Here is a 19,117-nt window from a genome sequence, read left to right on the forward strand (position 1 = left end):
CCCCGATGATCATGAATGACCTCGCCGCACCAGGGTTGACCCTGGACAAGGGGTTGCAGGCGCTACTGGACACTGTCGCGCAGGATCCGACCGGCCCCCTCGCCGTCGGCGTCGCCGGCCCGGCCGGTCACGGGAAGACCGCGCTCCTGGCCGAGCTGGAACGCATACACCAGCGTGCCGGGATCACCGTCCGCACCGCCGCCCCGGAGCCGGACGAGCAGGTGGACCCCGACACCGTGCTGCTGGTCGACGACGCGCACCTGCTCGACGACGCACGGACCGAAGCGCTGCTGCGTCTCGTCGCGGGCCGGCGACACCGGGTGGTGGTCGCCCACCGCCCGTGGCCCCGGTCAGCGGCGTTCAGTGAGCTGGTCGACGCCCTGCGACGCGACGGGCAGGCCGTGCTGCTCACGCCGTTCACCCGGGAGCAGACCGCCGCCCACCTCGCCACCACACCCGAGCTGGGCCGCCCCGCCGACCTGGTGGACTTCGTCCACACGCAGACCGCCGGTGTGCCCCGGGACGTGGAACGGCTGGCCCGTGGCCTGGCCGGGGCGGAGACCCGGGCCGGCACTGTGGACCCGCCCCGCTCCGTCATCCTCGAATTCGGGCCGGACCTGGACGTTCAGCCAGCCGCGGTACGACGACTGCTGCTCGCTGTCGCGGCCGGCGGGGCGCTGCCGGTGAGCATGCTCGGCGCGCTGCTGGGCCGGGACCCGGCCGGAGTCGACGAACTGATCGCCACGACAAGGGCGGCCGGGCTGCTCGGCGCTGACGGCCGGCTCGCACCGATCGTCCGGCGGGCCGTCGCGACACTCAGCCCCACCACCGAGCGGACAGCGGTGTGGCGGCGGCTCACCGAGTTGCAGCTCGCCAGAGGTGGCGCGGTGCTGCCGTTGGTCCGCTCCCTGGTCGCGCTCGGCGCGCTCGGCGACTGCCCGGCCGCGACCCTGGCCGCCGCGGCGGACGAGGCGCTGCCCGACGAGCCGGCGTTCGCCGCCGAGCTGTTCGCGGCGGCCACGGCTGCCGGGCAGGCGCCCAACGCGCGGCAGGCGCTCGCCGCCGCGCTCGCCGGTGACCTCGACGACGCGCTGCGGCTGGCGGACCGGCTCCTGGCCACCGCCGCTGCCCCGGAGCGCTGCGAGGCGGCGGTGGTCGCCGCCACCGCCCTGGCCCACCGCGGTCACGTCGGCCGCAGCGTCGAGCTGTTCCGGTGGTCGGGCAGCGCCTCGGCGGCGGCGTTCGCCATCGTCGGCGGGCTGGCCACCGGAGACCCGGCCGCCAGCACCGAGTCACCGGCCGGTGACCCGGCGGGCGAACCCCCGACACTGCACGCCAGCGCCGCCCGACTGATGGCCAACGGCGTACGGGAGAGCGTGACCGGCTCGCCGACCGCCGCGCTCTCCGCGCTCGTGCAGGCTGCCGCGCTGCTGGAGCCGGACGGCCGGGCGGCGCTGCTGCCGGACAGTCCGGCGGCCCTCGCCGCCCTGACGGCGGTGCACTGCGGTGAGCTGGAGATCGCCGAGCGGGTGCTGCACCGCGCCCTGGGCGCCGGTGTCGGCGGCCCGCTGATGGCCCGCCGCCACCGGCTGTTGCAGGCCTGGATCCTGATGGTCCGTGGCGAGATCCACGCCGCCGGCGAACGGCTCGCCACTGTGACGCTCGACGGGCGGCCACTGGAGTCACGCGACCAGCTCTTCGCCGCCGCGATCCGGATGGGCATCGGACGGCGCAACAGTGACCTCGGGGCGCTCAAGCGGGGTTGGGGGCAGGCGCTGGAGGCCGTGGTGCGGCACCCCGTCGACCTGTTCACCCTGCTGCCGCTGGGTGAGCTGGCCATCGCCGGCGCGCGGCTGGGTGACCTGGCCCGACTGGAGCCGTACCTGCACCAGGGGCGTGCGCTGCTCGACCGCCTCGGCAACCCGCCCCTGTGGAGTGTGCCGCTGCACTGGAGCGGGCTGCACGCCGCCATCCTGACCGGCGAGCCGACGATCGCCGACGAACACGTCACGGCGTTGCTCGCCGTCGCTGGTCACAGCCGGTACGCGGCAGTGGTCGCCGCCGCCGCGGAGAGCTGGGTGGAGGTGCTGCGGGGGGTCGTCGACCCGACCCGGGTGGAGGCCGCCGCGCGCGGGCTGCACGACACCGGGTTGTGCTGGGACGGAGCCCGCCTCGCCGGGCAGGCCGCCATCCGCACCGCGGACCGGCGGGCGATGACCACCCTGCTGGAGTGCGCCCGAGCGTTGCAGGGACGGCCCTCCGGTGGGCAGAGCGGGCAGACACCGACGACCGGCGCGAGCACGGCACGGGTCGCCGGACCCACCCAGCACGGTCTCAGCGACCGCGAGTACGAGGTCGCCGAGCTGGTGCTGGCCGGGTTGACCTACCGGGAGATCGGCGATCGGCTGTTCATCTCGGCCAAGACCGTCGAACACCACGTGGCGCGAATGCGTAACCGGCTCAACTGCGCCAACCGCACCGAACTGCTGGCGCTGCTGCGCACCCTCGTCGCCGACCGGGCCAGCGACACGGCCGGGCAACCGTGGCCACAGCGGGCGACCCGATGACCCGCAACGACGTGCGGCTGATCCGGACCAGGCTGGCAGTGCTGGCCGCCGTGCTGATCACGCTCTGGTCGTACGCGGCCTACGTGTCCTGCCAGGACGCCGTCGACCTGCTGCGCGTCCGGGCGCTGGCGGACACGTTGGGCCAGCCCATCGACCGCCTGGTGCTGAGCCTCCAGACGGAACGCCGGATCACCGCCGAGACGATCGCCGGGGCGGGGCAGACGACGCCCGCGCTGGTCGGGGCCCGCGAAGGCACCGACCGGGCCGCCGCCGAGATCCGCGAGTTCACCAAGGGCCGCGACTTTCGGCTGCTCAGCGCCGGCACCGTCCGCGACCGGGCCGGCGAGCTGGTCCGACGGCTCGACGGCCTGGGCACGACCCGGTCCCAGGTGGACACCGGACGGCTCGACCACGGCGCGGCGGTCGACGGGTACGACGAGGTCATCGACGTCGCCTTCCGGGTGTACGGCCCGGAGTGGGGCGCGTACGAGAGCGGGTTGGCGGCCGACACCCGCGCGGTGATCGCGCTGGCCCGCGCCCGGGAGTTGCTCGCCCGGGAGGACACGGTGGTCAGCGCGGGCCTGACCGGCGCACCACTCGACGCTGACGAGCGGCGCCGGCTGACCGCACTGGTCAACATCCAGCGGTACGCGCGCACCGAGGCCGCGGCCGGGCTTGCGCCCGACGGCCAGGCCGAGCATCAGCGCCTCGCGGCCGGCCCCGAGTTCGCGGCTCTGCTCGCCCTGGAGGACCGGCTGCTGCTCCAGGCCGGCACCGCCAACGCCCTGGCCGGTCTCACCGTCCAGGACTGGCGGGCCGCGGCGGACGCCGCCCTCGGCGCGCTGCAGGCCCTGGTGACGAACACCGCCCGCAGCAGCGTCGAGCGGGCCACCCCCGGTGCCGCGGTGCTCATCGCGCGTACCGGGGCCGTCGTGGGGCTCGGTCTCATCGTCGTGCTCATGCTCCTGCTGAGCTGGGCGGGCACCGTCCGACGGCTGACCGACGAACTGACCAGGACCGACGCGGACCTCCCGACGCCGGTGCCGGACACGCCGGCCCTCGCCCAGGAACCGGCGACGCCGGGGGGTGACGCCGAGCGGGAGCTGTTCCTGGGGCTGACCCGACGCAACCAGGTCCTGTTACGCGACCAGCTCAGCCTGCTGGACGGGATGCAACGTCGGGAGCGGTCCACCGAGGAGACCGGCGAGCTGTTCCAACTCGACCACCTCACCACCCGGGTCCGACGCAACGTGGAGAAACTGATCACCCTGGCCGGCGCGACACCCGCCCGCCGCTGGCGACGCCCGGTGGCGCTGCTCGACGTGGCGCGCGGCGCGGTCGCCGAGGTGCCGGACTACCACCGGGTCCTGATCGCCCCGCACTGGCCGTGGTCGCTCGCGGGGCCGGCCGTCACTGACGTCATCCACCTGCTGGCGGAGCTGATCGAGAACGCGCTGGCCTTCTCCGGGGCGGACACCACAGTCCGGGTCAGCGGCGAACAGCGACCGCAGGGGTGTGCCGTCCTCGTCGTCGACGACGGGCCCGGCCTGGACGTCGCCGCGCTGGCCGAGGCGAACCACCTGTTCGGCGATCCGCCACCGGACGGCCCGCCGGCGGGCCGCGCCGGCTGGTACGCCGCCGCCGTCCTGGCTAGCCGCTGCGGCGCCCACGTCTCGCTGCGCCCCAGCCGGCGCGGCGGGACCGCCGCCGTCGTGCTCCTACCCTCCCGACTGATCACGGTCACCGGCACCGGCCGCGCACCGGCCAGCGCACCACCCGGCACCCCGTACCCACCGGCGCGCACCGGCGCCGACCTGACCGACCCCAACGGCAACGGCGCGCTGCCGACGCGGGTCCGCCACCCCGGGCCGACCGTCCCGGAACACGGCAGGACCAGCCTCGACACGGTCGAGATGCCAGTCACCAGAACAGCAAGGAGACAACAATGACGTCTGCAGTGGTCACCGAGGACGGCCTGACCGACGCCCTGAACGACCTGGTCGACCGGGTGCACGGCGCGGAGTTCGCCGTGGTGCTCTCACCGGACGGGCTGCCGCTCGGCGGCTCGCGGCGGGTGGGGGCGAAGCTGGCCGAGCAGATCTCCGGCGTGGTCGCCGGCCTGATCGCGTTGGGGTTGGCCGCCACCCGGACCTGTGACGCGGGTCGGCTGCGTCAGGTCGTGGTGCAGATGTCGCGAGCGTTCCTGTTCATCGCCACCATCCCGAACGGGACCATCCTCACCGTTCGGATCGCCGGTGACGACGTCGAGGTCGGTGACATGGCGTACGAGGTGGCGCTCTTCGTGGGGCAGGCCGAGCAGCACCTGCCGATCACGCTGGGCCCGGCCTCCTCGGTGACGATCGGGGACACTGGTGCACACCAGCGGCACCACTGACGAGGCGTGGTACGACGACGACGCGGGCCCGGTCGCCCGTCCCTACACGATGACCGGGGGGCGCACCGCGCCCGCACGCGGCCAGTTCGACCTGATCTCGCTGGTCGTCGCCCGGAGGGGGGTCACGCCCCCCACATCACTCTTCCCCGAACAGGCGCGGATCGTCGAGCTGTGTCACCATCCAGTGTCGGTGGCCGAGGTGGGTGCCGAGTTGGATCTTCCGCTGGGGACGGTCCGGGTGCTGCTCGGTGACCTGCTCGCGGCCGGGCTGATCGAGACGCACGAACCGCCGATGTTGTCGGAGCTGCCGACCGAGGATCTGCTCGAGGCGATACTCGTCGGGCTGCGCGGATTGTGACCGGGCAGGTGCCACCCGCGATCCGAACGGATCGTGGGCGCGCACCCGGCGACGAACTGAAGGAGAGACTGGTAGTGCCGGCAACACCACCCCAGCCACGCCGTACCGTGGCGATCATCCTGCTGGATCGGGTCGTGGCCCTCGTCACGGCCGCACGGCGGGTGCTCACCGGTCGGGAGGACGTCTCGCGGGCCACCTGGGTGGCCGTCGTCGCGGCGCTCGGGGTGCTGATCGCGACGTGCGTCTCCGTCGTCGGGGTGCTGCGTACGCCGGAGAAGTTGACGCCGGTGACCCTCGACCCGCCGCCGTCGGTCGGGCAGGTGGGCGCGTCGCCGTCCACCACCCCCCGCGCGCAGGCGCGACCGGCGCTCACCAGCCCGGCGGTGACCGCTCCCCCGTCCGCCTCGGCCTCGTCGGTCCCACCGGTAGTCGCGTCGTCGACCCGACCCACACCGACCGGCGCTACCACCGAACCCACCCCGGCCGCCCTGGGCGCGGACTTCGCCATCACGGACAACGCCCTGCTCAGCTACGGCGCGACGGTGACGATCAGCAATCCCGGTTCGGTCCCGGCGTCGGGGTGGACGCTGGTGCTCACACTGCCCCGGGAGTCGCTGGGCATCAGCGGCGTGGAGGGGGCGCAGGCCAGCCGGGACGGTGCGGTGTGGACGTTCGTGCCGGACCCGGACACCGGTCAGGTGCCCGGCAGCGCCTCGGTCCGGGTGACGTTCCGGGTCAATGGATCGTTGACCGGTTCCGCCCCGAAGGCGTGCACCGTCGACGGGGTCGCCTGCTCCGGCCTGCCGAGCTGACCGATCCGGGACGCCCCGATCGAGCGCGGTACACCCGACGTTCCGGCGACCGCCATGCTTGATTGATCATCAGTTCGGGCGTGCTTCGTAGCGTCGCGGCCATGACTGTCCTACCCGTATCACCGTCACGTCGCCGCGCCGGGGCGCGCCTGGGCACCCGGGCCGCCGCCGTCGTCGCCGCTCTCGCCGTCACCGGCGCTGCCGCCGCGGTCGCTGTCGCGACCTCGTCGCCCGCCACCGCGGAGCCGGGCAACGTCGTCGTCTCGGAGAACTTCTCGGCCGGGTCGCTGCCCGCCGGTTGGCACGCTGTCGACGGCACCTGGAAGGTCGAGAACGGTCGACTGTACGGAACGTCCGCCAGCTCCAGCGAGAACAACAAAATCACCTTCGGTAGGCACCTGAACGACTTCCGCCTCGAGGCGACCATGCGCTTCGAGGCGGTCTCGGCGGCCACCCGCTGGGCCTCGCTCGGCATCGACGTCCCCGCCAGTGGCGCGACCCCCTGGTGGATCGCCACCATGCGCAGCGGCACCACCGCCGCCAACGGGCTCGAATTCGCCCAGCGGACCGTTGCCGACGCCTGGGTCGTGACGAACACCGCCTCCGCCCCGTCGGCCGCCGGCACCGGCCGGGACGTGCGCGTCGCCGTCGAGGTGCACGGCAACCAGGCCCGCTGGATCTTCGACGGGCGGGAAGCGATGCGGACCAGCAGCCTCCAGCGTTCCACCGACGGCGTCCAGGGGCTCTTCGTCAACGGCGCGACAGTGTCGTACGACGACGTCACGGTCACCGAGCTGGCGCCGAACGGCTATCTCCGCCCCGAGGGCAGCCCGTTCACGGTGATCGCCCACCGGGGCGCGTCCGCCGCCGCACCGGAGAACACCCTCGTCGCCCAGGAGATCGCCCGCAGGGGCGGCGCCGACTGGATCGAGAACGACGTCCAGCCAAGCAGGGATGGCATCCCGTTCATCCTGCACGACGGCACCGTCGACCGGACCACCGACGGCGCCGGCAACATCCGGGACCTGACCGCCGCGCAGATCAAGGCCCTCGACGCCGGCTCCTGGTTCGGCCCGCAGTACGTCGGCGAGCGGGTGCCCACCCTCGCGGAGCAGCTCGCTGACCTGCGGACGCGCGGTGGCAACCTGCTCGTGGAGATCAAGGGCAAGCACACCCGCGACGAGGTCGCCACGATCATTCAGGTGATCCGGGACGAGCAGATGATGGGCCGGGTGTTCATTCAGAGCTTCGAGGTGGATGCCCTGAAGTACACCCACGCGATCGCCCCCGAGCTGCCGCTCGGTCTGCTCCGCAGCACCCTGGACGCCGATCCGGTGGCGATCGCGAAGGAGCTGCACCTGACCGCGTACAACCCGGACGGCAACGCGCTGCTGGCCAAGCCGGAGGTCGTCGCCCCACTGCACGCCGCCGGGGTCGCCGTGATGGCCTGGACGATGGACTCCGCCGGCCTGTGGCAGCGGCTGGAGCGGATCGGCACCGACGCGATCATCACCAACCGGGCGGCGGAGCTGGTCGGCTGGAACTCGGCGTTCGTCCAGCGGGCCTCCACCGACCCGACCGTGCAGATCACCTCGCCGGCCAACGGGGCTCGGCTGGACCGGGCGCAGTCCCCGGTGATCGCGGTCGCCGCGACCAACGCGGACACCGTCACCGTGACGCTGGACGGTAAGAAGTCGGCCGTCGGACGCAAGCTCGACCTGGCCAAGCTGACCGCCGGGCGGCACAGCATCACCACCGAGGCGACCGGGCCCGAGGGCATCGCCACCGCGACCAGCACCTTCACCGTGACGGTGAGCCAGGCCGGCCTCGGCTACCTGATCCTCACCTCGGGCGCGGACCCGGCCGCCTTCACGGCGCTGACCATCAAGCTGGCCCACGCCCAGTACGCCGAGCTGGCCACCTACGCCGACCGGCAGGCCGGCAAGCTGGTACCGGCGGAGATCGCCAGCGTCATCGCCGCCGACGCCCGCACCCTCGCTCTGAAGTAGCGGGCTCGAAGGGTGGCGCTGGTCCGATCGGGCCGGCGCCACCCCGAGTTTCTCAGTGGGTGGAGACCGGCGACTCGGCACGCTCGCCCTGCTGTCGCACCAGCGGCAGCGCCGGGGCCAACGCCAGCGCCATGCACAGGCCACCGATGGGAAGCAGGTCGAGGGTGAGCACCGGCAGGACGATGCCGGTGAGGAGCAGCGGCACACTCCACGGCGGCAGCCGCCGTCGGGCCGCGAGCATCCCCGCGAGGACGAGCAGACCGAGGAAGAAGAACTGGGGTACGACGTCGTAGAAGGCCACCTCCACGCCGGGAATGTCCTTGAATTCCGCGCCGAGCCTCGACATCTCCGCTCGGTCCTCGGCCAGCAGCCCCTCGACGATGTCCGCGCCGAACTGCACCATCGTCGCGGCGAGGCCGACAAACGTGCCGGTCACCACCCCGGTGCGCAACGGACTGCGGGGCAGCAGACGGGACAGCGCGAGCACACCCGGAACGAAGCACACCATGCCGGCGAGGGCGACCAGGTGGGCGGCCTGCCAGTCGAGCCCGGGGCCGTACACCCCGTCGGATCTTGCCCACAGCCGGACCAGCCCGTAGGCCACGATGCCGACCGGTCCGGCGATCACGTAGAGCGCAGCGCGTTTCATGTCAGCCAGCATGTGGCCGCCGACGCCGGCCGACCTCCGGGAGGTCCCCTCGGGTCGCCCTGGCTTTCGTCTCAGGTCTTCCACCGAGCCACCCCGAGGCCCGGACTCAGCGTTCGCTGATGAGGGGGGCGTAGTCGCCGCGGGTGAGCGGTCTGCTGGACAGGGAGCCGTCGGCCCGGGGCACGCCGAGAGCCTTGCCGTCGCGCAGGAAGGCCACTGTGGAGACATCGTCGCGGCTGGTGAGAGTGCAGACGATCTGCCCGAAGGCGAGGACCTCGTCGCTGCGACCGCCCACCTCTGCGGGTTCGTCCACCGCGACAAGGGCCTGCGTCCCGGTCACTGTCGCGCGGGCGGCGTTGACCGCCCCCGGCAAGGCGCTGGTCAGATCGCTGTCCCGTTCAGCCCCGCTGGGCCCGGCGAGCAGGTGCCGCAACTGGTTGGCGACGGTGGGTGCGCTGTCGACCCGCCGGACCACTGGGACAATGCGGTTGTCCCGGACCAGGCAGAGCGTCTCGGCGGCACTGCCGGCCGGTGCTGTGGTGTCGGCGGGAGCGGCGCTGCTCACCGGCCCTCGCGGGGGCGGCACCGTGCGCGGGGTGTCGTCGGTGGGAATGCCGCATCCGGTCAGCAGCACAGCGATCGCCAACGGGGCGAGACGACGGCGCCTCACGAGAGGCTCCCCGGCAGGGTGACCCGGAAACAGGCGCCTCCACGCGGACGGTCGGCGACCGTCACCTGCCCCGCGTGCGCTGCGGCGTGCTGGGCTACCAACGCCAGCCCCAGACCGGTGCCGTCGCCGGCGCCACGGGTGTGGGCGGCTCGTCCCCGGACGAACCGGTCGAAGATCGCCTCGCGGTCCTCGACGGGAACGCCCGGACCGTCGTCGTCGACGGCGATGACGCCGCTGTCCCCGTCCCGACCCAGGCGAACAGCCACCGGGCCACCGCCGTAGGTGACGGCGTTGTCGAGCAGGTTCGCCAGGATCTGGGCGATCCGGCGCCGCTCGACCTGCCACGTCGCGGGTACGTCCGGTGCCAGGCGGACGAGGGCGCCCGGCAGGTCGTACGCGTTGCAGGTCTCCCGGGCCAGCTCCACCACGTTCACCGGGGCACGGTGGGCCGGCTGGTCGCTGCGGGCAAGGTCGATCAGGTCGTTGACGAGCCGTTGGAAACGATCGATCTCGTCGGCGACGAGCCCGGCGGCGGTGGCCGTCCGATCGTCCTGGTGTTCCCGACGGCGGGCCAGGACGCTGGCCGCCGCGGCGAGGGTCTGCAACGGGGAACGCAGTTCGTGGCTGACGTCGGCGGCGAACCTGCGGTCCCGTTCGATGCGCAGGGCGAGGCGGTCGACCATCTGGTTGAACGACGAGGAGAGGCGGGTGAGGTCAGGGTCGGTGGCCGGGTCGAGCCGGGCGGTGAAGTCACCGGCGGCGATCTTCTCGGCCGCGTCGGCGACCGCTGTCAGCGGCCGTAGCCCGTGCCGGGTGGCGTACCAGGCGAGGGTGGCGCCGGACCCGGCGACCAGCACCGCGACGCTGGTCAGCGCGAGGGCCAGCACCCGGAAGGTCTGCTCCAGCTCGCGCAGCGAGTTGACCTCGAAGTAGGTTGCGGACGCTGACAGCGGCACCCCGACCACCAGTGCCGGTTGCCCGTCGACACGGACGCGCTGCACGGCCGGCTCCCCGGCGGAGACGACCCGCAGGAGTTCGGTGGGGATGGCGGCCGTGGTGCCGGGATCGGCGGCGCGGGCGTACCACTCGCCGTTGAGGTACAGCACCGGCCGACGGCTTCCGCCGGTGTCCAACGACCGGAGCACCGCCACCACGTCCGGGGTGTCGGTGTCGAGGCCGGCATGCACCACGGCGGCGTCGAAGTAGGCGGCCCGCAGGGCGATGCGTTCGCGGTCGTCGAGCAGGGACCGGCGGGTCAACTCGTAGGAGATCAGGGCCATCGACGCCGAGAGCAGAAGCGCGCCGACGGCGAACGCGGCGGTCACCCTGGTGCGCAGTCCGAGGCGTCTCATCGTTGCAGCTTGTAACCCAGGCCCCGCAGGGTGACCAGGTGCCGGGGGTTCGCCGGGTCCGGCTCGATCTTCTGCCGTAGGCGGCCGACGTGCACGTCGACGAGCCGTTCGTCGCCGCTGTCGTACCCCCAGACCCGTTGCAGCAACTGCTGACGGGACAGCACCCGACCGGCGTGTTCGGCCAGCTCGCAGAGCAGCCGGAACTCGGTGCGGGTGACAGTGACCTGTTGGCCGGCGCGGCGCACCTCGCCCGCCTCCGGACTTATCTCCAACTCCCCGAAGGCGACCGCCGGAACGGGCTCCGGCGCCGAGGTCGTGACCACCGGCCGGGCACGGCGGCGCAGAGCCCGCAGGCGGGCGGTCAGCTCCCGGATCGCCACGGGTTTGACCACGTAGTCGTCGGCGCCGGCCTCGAGGGCGGCGACGATGTCGTCGGTGCCGTCGCGTGCGCTGACCACCACGATCGGGACGTCGTCGTCACGACGCAGCTGCCTGATGCACTCGAAGCCGTCGAGGCCGGGCAGCATCAGGTCGACGAGCACGTAGTCGGCCGGGTGGTGGCGTTGGGCGCGCAGGCCCTCCTCGGCCGTGGCCGCGCCGAGAGCGTCGTAACCCTCGTCCTCGAGCGCGAGCAGCAGCGCGAGTCGAATGCGGTCGTCGTCCTCGATCACCAGTACGGCCGTCATTCCGGAATCATCCTCGGCCAACCGCCGAGCGGCCAACCGTGACCGCCGGCCGGCGGTTTTGTCACACAACTGTCACAGAGCCTTGCAGTGACCGCCAACCCGGTCCAGCACGGTGGGGAGGAAGCGACGGGCGACGGAGAGGGGTACGGCAATGGCGACGCCGGTGCTGCCCGCGAGGTACACGCTGCCGCTGGTCGAGGTTCGTGTCACACAACTCGATCTGGCCTGTCTGCCGGAGGCCGGCGCGGTGTTCGACCGACTGCTCGCACTGCGCCCCGCACAGGTCGTGCTCGACCTGTCCGAGTGCCAGCACCTCGACGCCGCCGCCATCGGCCTGCTGCTCGATGTGCACCGGCGGCTGACCCGCGCCGACGCGGCTCTCACCGTCCGCGACCCAAACCCCCGGGTCCGGCGCATCCTGCACATCACCCGCCTGGATCAGGTGCTCTCGATCGTGCGCGAGGAAGGACCAGCAGCATGACCGTCGTCCCGGACGAGAATCTGATGACCCTGATCTGCGACACCTGCGGCGAGACCATCCGCGGCACCGCCTGTGTGCTCCCCGACGCAGAGGTCGTCTGGACCCTGGTGGCCGAGCACGGCTGGAGCGGTTCCCCCTTCGCGACCGGGCCGCACCGCTGCCCGCACTGCAGTCTCCTGCCCGCCTCCTCCGGTGGCCACGCGTCGCGCGACGACCACGGCCCCGGCGGCGTCCTCGGCATCGACCACCTCGACGGCACGACAGTCATCGCCGCGACTGGTGACATCGACCTCGACACCGGCGACAACCTGCGCACTGCGCTGCGGCACGTGGCAGAGGTGGGCGGGCATGTCGTTGTCGACCTGAGCCGGGTGCACATCATCGACTCGACCGGCCTCGGTCTGCTCGTCCGCGCCCACCGTGACGCCCGCGAACGCGGTGTCACGCTCTGCCTCGCCGCGCCGTCGCGATTCATCCGCACCGTTCTGCACACCATGCGTCTGGACGGGGCCTTCCCGATCTTCGACAGCCGCGAGGATGCCCTCGCCCAGCTCTGCGACGGTGGCGCGAGGACCCTCCCCGAGGGCCACGCGGTGGCAGTTCCCCGTTGAGGGAACGGGGCGAGCCGACCGGGTGGCGAGCATGTTTCATGCTGGAGTAATGATTCGTTTCGTACTGAATGTACTGTGGCTCGTCTTCGGTGGTGGCCTCGTGCTGGCCGTCGGCTACGGCATCGCCGCGCTGATCTGCTTCGTCCTGGTCATCACCATCCCGTTCGGCGTCGCGTCGCTGCGCCTCGCGGTCTACTCACTGTGGCCCTTCGGCCGCACGGTGGTGCCCAAGCCGGGCGCGGGCGTCGGGTCCGGCCTGGCGAACGTCCTCTGGGTCGTGCTGGCCGGCTGGTGGCTCGCGCTGTCCCACATCCTCGCCGGCATCGCCCTCTGCATAACGATCATCGGGATCCCGTTCGGCGTCGCCAACTTCAAGCTCGTACCGGCCGCCTTCTGGCCCCTCGGCCGCGAGGTCGTCGACGTGCCCTGAACACGGAAAACGGGAGGCACTCGGCCTCCCGCCACTTCTAACTTATACCGCACTGGGGGGCTTGCGGCAAGACCCCATTTATGACGCAGAATCGTCGGCCGAGGCCAAATTCTGCCGAAATGGAAGTCATAAATTGGATTCCTTGCCCACCTCCGTGTTCGACCTTCCCGATCACCTCGCCGCCAAGGCCGACCCGGCGCTCATCACCCAGGACGAGCGGCACTTCACGACCATGGCACAGAGCCTCGCGCAGCTGAACGCCGAACTGTCCGACCGCCTGGACACCGCACGTCGGGCGCCCGGCGGCAAGGGCCGGCAGGCCGTCGACCGGGACGACGAGGTCCGCCGGCTGACCGCCCGCCTGCGCTCGCTGAGCCGTTACGGGCTGGACCTCTGCCTCGGCCACCTGGTCGAGGCCGACCACAGTGAGCCGGTGTACGTCGGGCGTCGCGGCCTCACCGACAGCACGGGACGGCGGCTGCTGCTCGACTGGCGCTCACCCGCCGCCGAGCCGTTCTTCGGCGCGACCCACGCCAACCCGATGGGCCTGGCGAGCCGCCGCCGCTACCGCTGGACCCGCGGCCGGATCAGCGACTACTGGGACGAGGTGTTCACAGCGGACGGGTTCGTCGGGCACGCTGTCGCGCTCGACGACCAGTCCGCCTTCATCGCCAGCCTGGGCAGCGCCCGGTCGGCGCGGATGCGCGACGTGCTCAGCACGATCCAGGCCGACCAGGACGCCATCATCCGGGCGGGCTCGGCCGGCGCCCTCGTGGTCGACGGCGGTCCGGGCACCGGTAAGACAGTCGTCGCCCTGCACCGCACCGCCTACCTGCTCTACTCCGACCCCCGCCTCGGTCAACGCCGGGGCGGGGTGCTCTTCGTGGGGCCGCACCAGCCCTACCTGAGCTACGTCGCCGACGTCCTGCCCAGCCTCGGCGAGGAGGACGTGCAGACCTGCACCCTGCGCGACCTCGTTCCCGAGGGGGCCACGGCAACCGTCGACACCGACCCGGACGTGGCCCGGCTGAAGTCCTCGGCCGAGCTGGTCACGGCGATCGACGCGGCAGTCCGGTTCTACGAGGACCCACCGACCGCCCCGATGACGGTCCCGGTCGGCGACTCCGACGTCCGCCTGAGCGCCATCGACTGGGCCGACGCGTTCCAGACGCCGGGTCCGGGCACCCCGCACAACGAGGCGCGCGAGGAGATCTGGGAGGGGTTGCTCACCATCCTCATCGACAGGTACGACGGCGAGGAGCCGGACGCCGTGCTCCGCGACTCGCTGCTGCGTAACCGGGAGCTGCGGGCGACGGTCAACAGGGCCTGGCCGTTGCTCGACGCGGCTGATCTCGTGGGTGACCTGTGGTCGGTGCCCGCGTACCTGCGCAGGTGCGCGCCGTGGCTCAGCCCGGCGGAGGTCCGCAAGCTGCAACGCGACGAGCCCCGGGCCTGGACCGTGTCCGACCTGCCGCTGCTCGACACGGCGCGGCAGCGGCTCGGCGACGCGGAGAGGGCGGGGCGCAGCCGTCGGCGTGACCCGGCCGCCGCTGTCGAACGCGAGCACATGGCCCGGGTCGTCGACGAGCTGCTCGCGGCCGACACCTACGACGACGGCGAGGGCCTGCTGGCGATGCTGCGCCAACCCGACCTGCGCGAGGTCCTGGTCGACGAGTCGGCGCTGTCGGACGCCGATCCGGACCTGCTGGCCGGCCCGTTCGCGCACATCGTCGTCGACGAGGCGCAGGAGCTGACCGACGCCCAGTGGCAGATGCTGCTGACGCGCTGCCCGTCGCGCAGCTTCACCATTGTCGGAGACCGCGCGCAGGCCCGGCACGGGTTCGCCGAGTCGTGGCAGGAACGCCTCAAGCGGGTCGGGCTGGACCGGATCACGATGACCTCGTTGACCATCAACTACCGGACCCCGGCGGAGGTCATGGCGCAGGCCGAGCCCGTGATCCGGGCCGTGCTCCCCGACGCCAACGTGCCGACCTCCATCCGGGGCAACGGGCTGCCCGTCGTGCACGGATCGGTCGCCGACCTGGGTTCGATCCTGGACACCTGGTTGACCGCCAACGCCGAAGGGATCGCCTGCGTGATCGGCGACCCGGCGTTCCCGCCGACGTCCCGGGTCCGGTCACTGAGCCCGGAGCAGGCCAAGGGGCTGGAGTTCGATCTGGTCGTCCTCGTCGACCCGGAGACGTTCGGCACCGGCATCGAGGGTGCTGTCGACCGCTACGTCGCGATGACCAGAGCCACCCAGCAGCTCGTGATCCTGACCAGCGGCTGAGAGACCTCAACGAGCCGGCCGGATCACTGTGGCGTGTCGCCGACCCATCCGGTAGCGTCGCGCTCTTCGGCCGCCGCGCCGCCGGAGTCCACGAAGGCGCATCCCCGTGACGCAACCCACTTCCCCACGGCGTCGACTCGACGCCGCCCTGGCCCATCTCGCCACCACCTTCCGTGGCATGACCGCCCACCCCGACGACGGCAACTGCGAGTGCCACTGGGGCAGCGCCGAGGAACTCGCCCGACTCAAGACCCCGGACATCGAGCTGGACCCGGATCTGCTGCGCCGAACCTACTCGGCCGGGGACTGGGACTTCCCTGCGGCGATGCTGCGCCGGATCCTGCCCCAACTCGCCAGGGCGTTGGTCAGCGGCGAGTCGGAGCGTCTCGCCAGCATGGACTACGCGGGGCGGGCGTTCGCGCTCGGTCGCTGGCAGCAGTGGCCTGCCGAGCAGTCGACGGCGATCCGCGAGTTCCTGGACGCCTGGTGGGTCGTCACGCTCACCGACCCGGACGCCGAGGTGCCGGCGCACGCGGTGCTGGCCACGCTCGTCGAAGCCTCTGGCGTGCTCGACAACTGGCTCGGCGCCTGGGCGACGACGGACAGTCCGGTGGCGGACCAACGGCTCGCCGAGGCTTTCGCAGAGTGGGACTACGACCTGCTCAACGACGAACTGCCGTGGAGCACCTGGACGCTGACGGACGACGACAAGGAGGTCCTCCGCGCGGCACTCACCGCATGGCTGCTGCGGAACGCGCCGGCCCGGTTGCAGAGGATCGGCGCTGACCCGCAGATGCTGCACCGGATCAGGCTGCTCGGTCTCACCGGCCCGGCCCGCTGGGACGACCCGCACTGGCCGAGCCCTGCCTACTGACCGGGGTTCCGGCACAGGCGGCCTGGGCCAGCGGGTGCTGGACCACCCGCCCGTGCGGAGGCGCAGGGCCCCCGCACGGACGGATTCACCGATGGTCAGTTGCCCAGCGTGACGTGGAGAATTCTCTCGTTGCTGTTGTTCGGGGTGCTGTCCTTGTCCCCCTGGTTGGTGGTGGTCAGCCACAGGCCGCCGTCGGGAGCCGGCTCCACAGTCCGCAGCCGACCGTAGGTGCCACTGAAGTAGGTCTGCACGTTCGTCAGGCTGCTGCCGCTGATCACCGCGCGGTACATCCGAGCCCCCCGGGCGCAGGCCACGTAGAGCGCGTCGCGCACGATCGTGATGCCGGAACAGGACCCTTCGGCAGTGGGATAGGTGCGCGCCGGCGCGATGAACCCGGCCGTACCGCAGGCGCCACTGGTGCCCTCGCACGCCGGCCAGCCATAGTTTCCGCCCTTGGTGATCAGGTTGGTCTCGTCCATCACCGAGTTGCCGAACTCCTGCTCCCACAGCCGGCCCTGCGAGTCGAACGCCAGCCCCTGCGGGTTGCGGTGGCCGTAGCTCCACACGTAGTTGCCGAACGGGTTGTCCGAGGGGACGGTGCCGTCCGGGTTGAGTCGCAGGATCTTGCCTTCGAGGCTGGAGCGGTCCTGGGCGTAGTTGCCGTTCTGGGCGTCACCGGTGCTCGCGTACAGCTTGCCGTCCGGGCCGAACCGCAGGCGGCCACCGTCGTGGTACTTGTTCCGCCGGATGCCGCTGAGCAGGACCTGCTCGCTGGCGGTGTTGAGTCGCCCGTTCTCCAGCCTGATCCGGACGATGCGGTTGTCGCTCGGTGAGGTGTGCATGATGTACAGCCAGCGGTCGCTGGAGTAACCGGCCGAGATGGCGAGCCCCAACAGGCCACCCTCACCGTCGGTGCTCTGCACGTTCGGCACCGTGCCCAGGTTCGTCTTGGCCCCGGTGGTCGGGTTGAGCTGGATGACGTCGTGCGCGTCGCGGCGGTTGTAGAGCACGCTGCCGTCGGGCAACGTCACCAGACCCCACGGGATGTCGGTGTCGGTGGTGACCTGCCGCACCCCGCACACCGGGCTGGCGCACGCCGCGCCGGTGGTCACCGTCGCGGTGCCGCTGCGCGACGAGGCGTTGTCCTGCGCGTCCCGAGCCACCACGTAGTACTGGTAAGGGGTGTTCGCCGTCAGACCGCTGTCGGTGAACGTGGTCGCGGGCGGCGCGCCGGTGACCGTTCCCACCTTCGCCCCGGCCCGGTAGATGTCGTACGCCCGTACCCCGATGTTGTCGGTCGACGCGGCCCAGCGCAGCGTCACAGTGGTGCCCGACGCGGTGCCGGTGAGCTGTTGCGGCGCCGTCGGTGGCTGGCTGTCGGCCTGACAGGGCGGCGGAGTGATCGACACGGTCGCGCTCGCCTGCGACACGTTGCCGGCGGCGTCGCGGGCGTTGACGTACAGGCCCCAGGTAGCCCCGGGCACCACTGTCAGGTTGGCGGCGAGCGTCGTGCCGCTCACCGACGTCATCAACTGGCCGTCGTGGTAGATGTCGTAGAAGGCCACCGCGACGTCGTCAGTCGAGGCGTTCCACGCGAACGTGACCGAGTTGCAGGTCAGGCCGCTGACCCGTGGGCTACCCGGTGCCGTCGGCGGCTGGCTGTCGGCGCTGCCGAAGGACGTCGTCCACCGCTGGTTGGACTGCCCGTTGCAGGTCCAGAGGCCGACCGTGGTGCTGTTGGCGGTGCCCGCGCCGGACACGTCCAGGCACAGGCCGGACTGGACCCCGACGATGGTCCCGGAACTGGTGATCCGCCAGCGTTGGTTGGTGCCGCCGGTGCAGCCGTTGATCTGCACGGCGGCCGGGGCGGTGGTGTCCTGGCCGACCACGTCCAGGCACATCGTGTCGTCGTAGACCCGCAGCTCACCGCCGGAGGTGAAGGTCCACGCCTGGTTGGCCTGACCGTTGCAGTCGTAGATGTTGATGCCGGCGCCGGCGGTTCTGACGTTGCCGACCACGTCCAGGCAACGACCGCTGGCCACACCGACGACTGTCGACGGTGCCGCGGCGGCCGCCGGCACACCGACGGCCAGGCTCAGCAGCGTCACCGCCGCCATGGCCACCGGCATCAGCCGCCGTCGTGGGCGTAGTGGGCTTCTCCGCGCGATGACTCGCATCCGTCCTCCAGGCTCCGGGCATCGACCGGCCCGACCAGACGAGAAGCGCCCGACCACGCCGAACAGACACATCGACCATCAAAGATGCGTTGGGCGTACATGTCAAACGATGTCCCCCGATCGGGGGCAAACCCACGGATCGACGTACGCATCGCTCAACTACCCCGCAACGCCTCCCTGACGTACCGACGGGCGTGGTGGATCCGGGACTTCAGCGTGCCGATCGGAATGCCCAACTGCCCGGCGATCTCCTGATAGTCGAGCTGACACAGGTCGCGCAGCACGAGGGCCGTCGCCAGGTCCGGCCGGTGCGCCTCCAGCCGGTCCAACGCGTCCAGCAGGTCCAGGCGCGATCCGGCGATGACGCTCGTCGTACGGGGGTCGGCCACCTCGACGGGCAGCAGCGCGCTGGGCCGCTCGGCCGCTCGTCGCCGCAGTGACCGGTAGGTCTGGCGGGCGCAGTTGGCGACCACCGTGTGCAACCAGGTGGCGAAGAGCGACCGCCCCTCAAACCGTTGGATGTGCAGGGCCACCTGCAACAACGCGTCCTGCGCCGCCTCCTCCGCGTCCTGCCGACAGGGCAGGAACCGCCCGCACTGCTCCAGCACCCGGGGACCGATCGCGGCCAGCAGCGCGTCGAGTGCGGTGCTGTCGCCGGCCGCCGCCCGCCTCGCCAACTCCTCGGTGTCAGATTCCTTCGCCACCCGCGCTCCCCCGCTCGTGGGCGTCACCGGAGTCCCGGTCGCCGGATAATAC

17 protein-coding genes are annotated in these 19,117 nt (G+C 72.0%); 11 read left to right on the forward strand and 6 right to left on the reverse strand.

The window, feature by feature from the left end; genetic code table 11:
- Positions 1 to 5: 5 nt before the first annotated feature.
- The 6 genes from AB0B94_RS06205 to AB0B94_RS06230 all read left to right on the forward strand — a co-directional run bounded on the left by AB0B94_RS06205 (position 6) and on the right by AB0B94_RS06230 (position 8,141).
- On the forward strand, positions 6 to 2,567 hold the full coding sequence (locus AB0B94_RS06205) for a LuxR C-terminal-related transcriptional regulator (protein ID WP_357268988.1): 2,562 nt from the start codon (positions 6 to 8) through the stop codon (positions 2,565 to 2,567).
- Positions 2,564 to 4,516, forward strand: a complete 1,953-nt coding sequence (locus tag AB0B94_RS06210; RefSeq protein WP_357268991.1) for a nitrate- and nitrite sensing domain-containing protein — start codon at positions 2,564 to 2,566, stop codon at positions 4,514 to 4,516. Before AB0B94_RS06205 ends, AB0B94_RS06210 begins: the two co-directional genes overlap by 4 nt.
- Positions 4,513 to 4,962: a roadblock/LC7 domain-containing protein gene (locus AB0B94_RS06215; protein ID WP_145795838.1), complete on the forward strand. Its 450-nt coding sequence runs from the start codon at positions 4,513 to 4,515 to the stop codon at positions 4,960 to 4,962. Before AB0B94_RS06210 ends, AB0B94_RS06215 begins: the two co-directional genes overlap by 4 nt.
- A complete protein-coding gene (locus AB0B94_RS06220; protein ID WP_124773772.1) occupies positions 4,940 to 5,320 on the forward strand; it encodes a DUF742 domain-containing protein in 381 nt (126 codons plus the stop codon). The genes AB0B94_RS06215 and AB0B94_RS06220 overlap by 23 nt, the downstream gene beginning before the upstream one ends.
- 74 nt (positions 5,321 to 5,394) lie before the next feature.
- A complete protein-coding gene (locus AB0B94_RS06225) occupies positions 5,395 to 6,132 on the forward strand; it encodes a cellulose binding domain-containing protein (RefSeq protein WP_357268995.1) in 738 nt (245 codons plus the stop codon).
- 101 nt (positions 6,133 to 6,233) lie between these two features.
- The gene (locus AB0B94_RS06230; RefSeq protein ID WP_357268999.1) at positions 6,234 to 8,141 is read left to right on the forward strand and encodes a glycerophosphodiester phosphodiesterase family protein; all 1,908 of its coding nucleotides are present in this window, start codon (positions 6,234 to 6,236) and stop codon (positions 8,139 to 8,141) included.
- A gap of 52 nt (positions 8,142 to 8,193) precedes the next feature.
- Here AB0B94_RS06230 and AB0B94_RS06235 read toward each other — a convergent pair whose 3' ends face one another.
- The 4 genes from AB0B94_RS06235 to AB0B94_RS06250 form a co-directional block, all read right to left on the reverse strand.
- On the reverse strand, positions 8,194 to 8,790 hold the full coding sequence (locus tag AB0B94_RS06235; protein ID WP_357269002.1) for a hypothetical protein: 597 nt from the start codon (positions 8,788 to 8,790) through the stop codon (positions 8,194 to 8,196).
- Between the two features lie 106 nt (positions 8,791 to 8,896).
- Entirely contained in the window at positions 8,897 to 9,460 is a 564-nt protein-coding gene (locus AB0B94_RS06240) for a GerMN domain-containing protein (RefSeq protein WP_357269005.1), read from the reverse strand.
- Entirely contained in the window at positions 9,457 to 10,812 is a 1,356-nt protein-coding gene (locus tag AB0B94_RS06245; RefSeq protein WP_357269008.1) for a HAMP domain-containing sensor histidine kinase, read from the reverse strand. Before AB0B94_RS06245 ends, AB0B94_RS06240 begins: the two co-directional genes overlap by 4 nt.
- Positions 10,809 to 11,498 (reverse strand): response regulator transcription factor, encoded by a 690-nt coding sequence (locus tag AB0B94_RS06250; protein ID WP_112678279.1) that lies wholly within the window; start codon positions 11,496 to 11,498, stop codon positions 10,809 to 10,811. Before AB0B94_RS06250 ends, AB0B94_RS06245 begins: the two co-directional genes overlap by 4 nt.
- A gap of 151 nt (positions 11,499 to 11,649) precedes the next feature.
- Here AB0B94_RS06250 and AB0B94_RS06255 point away from each other — a divergent pair, with 151 nt between their 5' ends.
- The 5 genes from AB0B94_RS06255 to AB0B94_RS06275 all read left to right on the forward strand — a co-directional run bounded on the left by AB0B94_RS06255 (position 11,650) and on the right by AB0B94_RS06275 (position 16,184).
- Positions 11,650 to 11,979, forward strand: coding sequence for an STAS domain-containing protein (locus tag AB0B94_RS06255; RefSeq protein WP_357269011.1), 330 nt, complete (start codon positions 11,650 to 11,652; stop codon positions 11,977 to 11,979).
- A complete protein-coding gene (locus tag AB0B94_RS06260) occupies positions 11,976 to 12,590 on the forward strand; it encodes an STAS domain-containing protein (protein ID WP_357269016.1) in 615 nt (204 codons plus the stop codon). The genes AB0B94_RS06255 and AB0B94_RS06260 overlap by 4 nt, the downstream gene beginning before the upstream one ends.
- Positions 12,591 to 12,639: 49 nt before the next feature.
- A complete protein-coding gene (locus tag AB0B94_RS06265; protein ID WP_357269020.1) occupies positions 12,640 to 13,020 on the forward strand; it encodes a YccF domain-containing protein in 381 nt (126 codons plus the stop codon).
- Positions 13,021 to 13,162: 142 nt separating this feature from the next.
- Positions 13,163 to 15,310 (forward strand): RNA polymerase recycling motor ATPase HelR, encoded by a 2,148-nt coding sequence (gene helR, locus AB0B94_RS06270; protein WP_357269024.1) that lies wholly within the window; start codon positions 13,163 to 13,165, stop codon positions 15,308 to 15,310.
- A gap of 106 nt (positions 15,311 to 15,416) precedes the next feature.
- Positions 15,417 to 16,184, forward strand: coding sequence for a hypothetical protein (locus tag AB0B94_RS06275; RefSeq protein ID WP_357269029.1), 768 nt, complete (start codon positions 15,417 to 15,419; stop codon positions 16,182 to 16,184).
- Positions 16,185 to 16,279: 95 nt separating this feature from the next.
- On the opposite strand, the gene AB0B94_RS06280 is transcribed toward AB0B94_RS06275, so the two are convergent.
- Positions 16,280 to 18,361, reverse strand: a complete 2,082-nt coding sequence (locus AB0B94_RS06280; protein WP_357269032.1) for a PQQ-dependent sugar dehydrogenase — start codon at positions 18,359 to 18,361, stop codon at positions 16,280 to 16,282.
- 155 nt (positions 18,362 to 18,516) lie between these two features.
- Positions 18,517 to 19,065, reverse strand: a complete 549-nt coding sequence (locus AB0B94_RS06285; RefSeq protein ID WP_357269035.1) for an RNA polymerase sigma factor — start codon at positions 19,063 to 19,065, stop codon at positions 18,517 to 18,519.
- Positions 19,066 to 19,117: the final 52 nt, after the last annotated feature.

It is taken from the genome of Micromonospora sp. NPDC048986, assembly GCF_040649335.1.
GTDB lineage: Bacteria > Actinomycetota > Actinomycetes > Mycobacteriales > Micromonosporaceae > Micromonospora > Micromonospora alfalfae.

Bases quoted from the DNA above. Each gene is read 5' to 3' on its own strand.
- AB0B94_RS06205 (WP_357268988.1), top strand. From the start codon at position 6: ATGATCATGAATGACCTCGCCGCACCAGGGTTGACCCTGGACAAGGGG.
- AB0B94_RS06210 (WP_357268991.1), top strand. From the start codon at position 2,564: ATGACCCGCAACGACGTGCGGCTGATCCGGACCAGGCTGGCAGTGCTG.
- AB0B94_RS06215 (WP_145795838.1), top strand. From the start codon at position 4,513: ATGACGTCTGCAGTGGTCACCGAGGACGGCCTGACCGACGCCCTGAAC.
- AB0B94_RS06230 (WP_357268999.1), top strand. From the start codon at position 6,234: ATGACTGTCCTACCCGTATCACCGTCACGTCGCCGCGCCGGGGCGCGC.
- AB0B94_RS06235 (WP_357269002.1), bottom strand. From the start codon at position 8,790: ATGAAACGCGCTGCGCTCTACGTGATCGCCGGACCGGTCGGCATCGTG.
- AB0B94_RS06245 (WP_357269008.1), bottom strand. From the start codon at position 10,812: ATGAGACGCCTCGGACTGCGCACCAGGGTGACCGCCGCGTTCGCCGTC.
- AB0B94_RS06250 (WP_112678279.1), bottom strand. From the start codon at position 11,498: ATGACGGCCGTACTGGTGATCGAGGACGACGACCGCATTCGACTCGCG.
- AB0B94_RS06255 (WP_357269011.1), top strand. From the start codon at position 11,650: ATGGCGACGCCGGTGCTGCCCGCGAGGTACACGCTGCCGCTGGTCGAG.
- AB0B94_RS06260 (WP_357269016.1), top strand. From the start codon at position 11,976: ATGACCGTCGTCCCGGACGAGAATCTGATGACCCTGATCTGCGACACC.
- AB0B94_RS06265 (WP_357269020.1), top strand. From the start codon at position 12,640: ATGATTCGTTTCGTACTGAATGTACTGTGGCTCGTCTTCGGTGGTGGC.
- AB0B94_RS06280 (WP_357269032.1), bottom strand. From the start codon at position 18,361: ATGCGAGTCATCGCGCGGAGAAGCCCACTACGCCCACGACGGCGGCTG.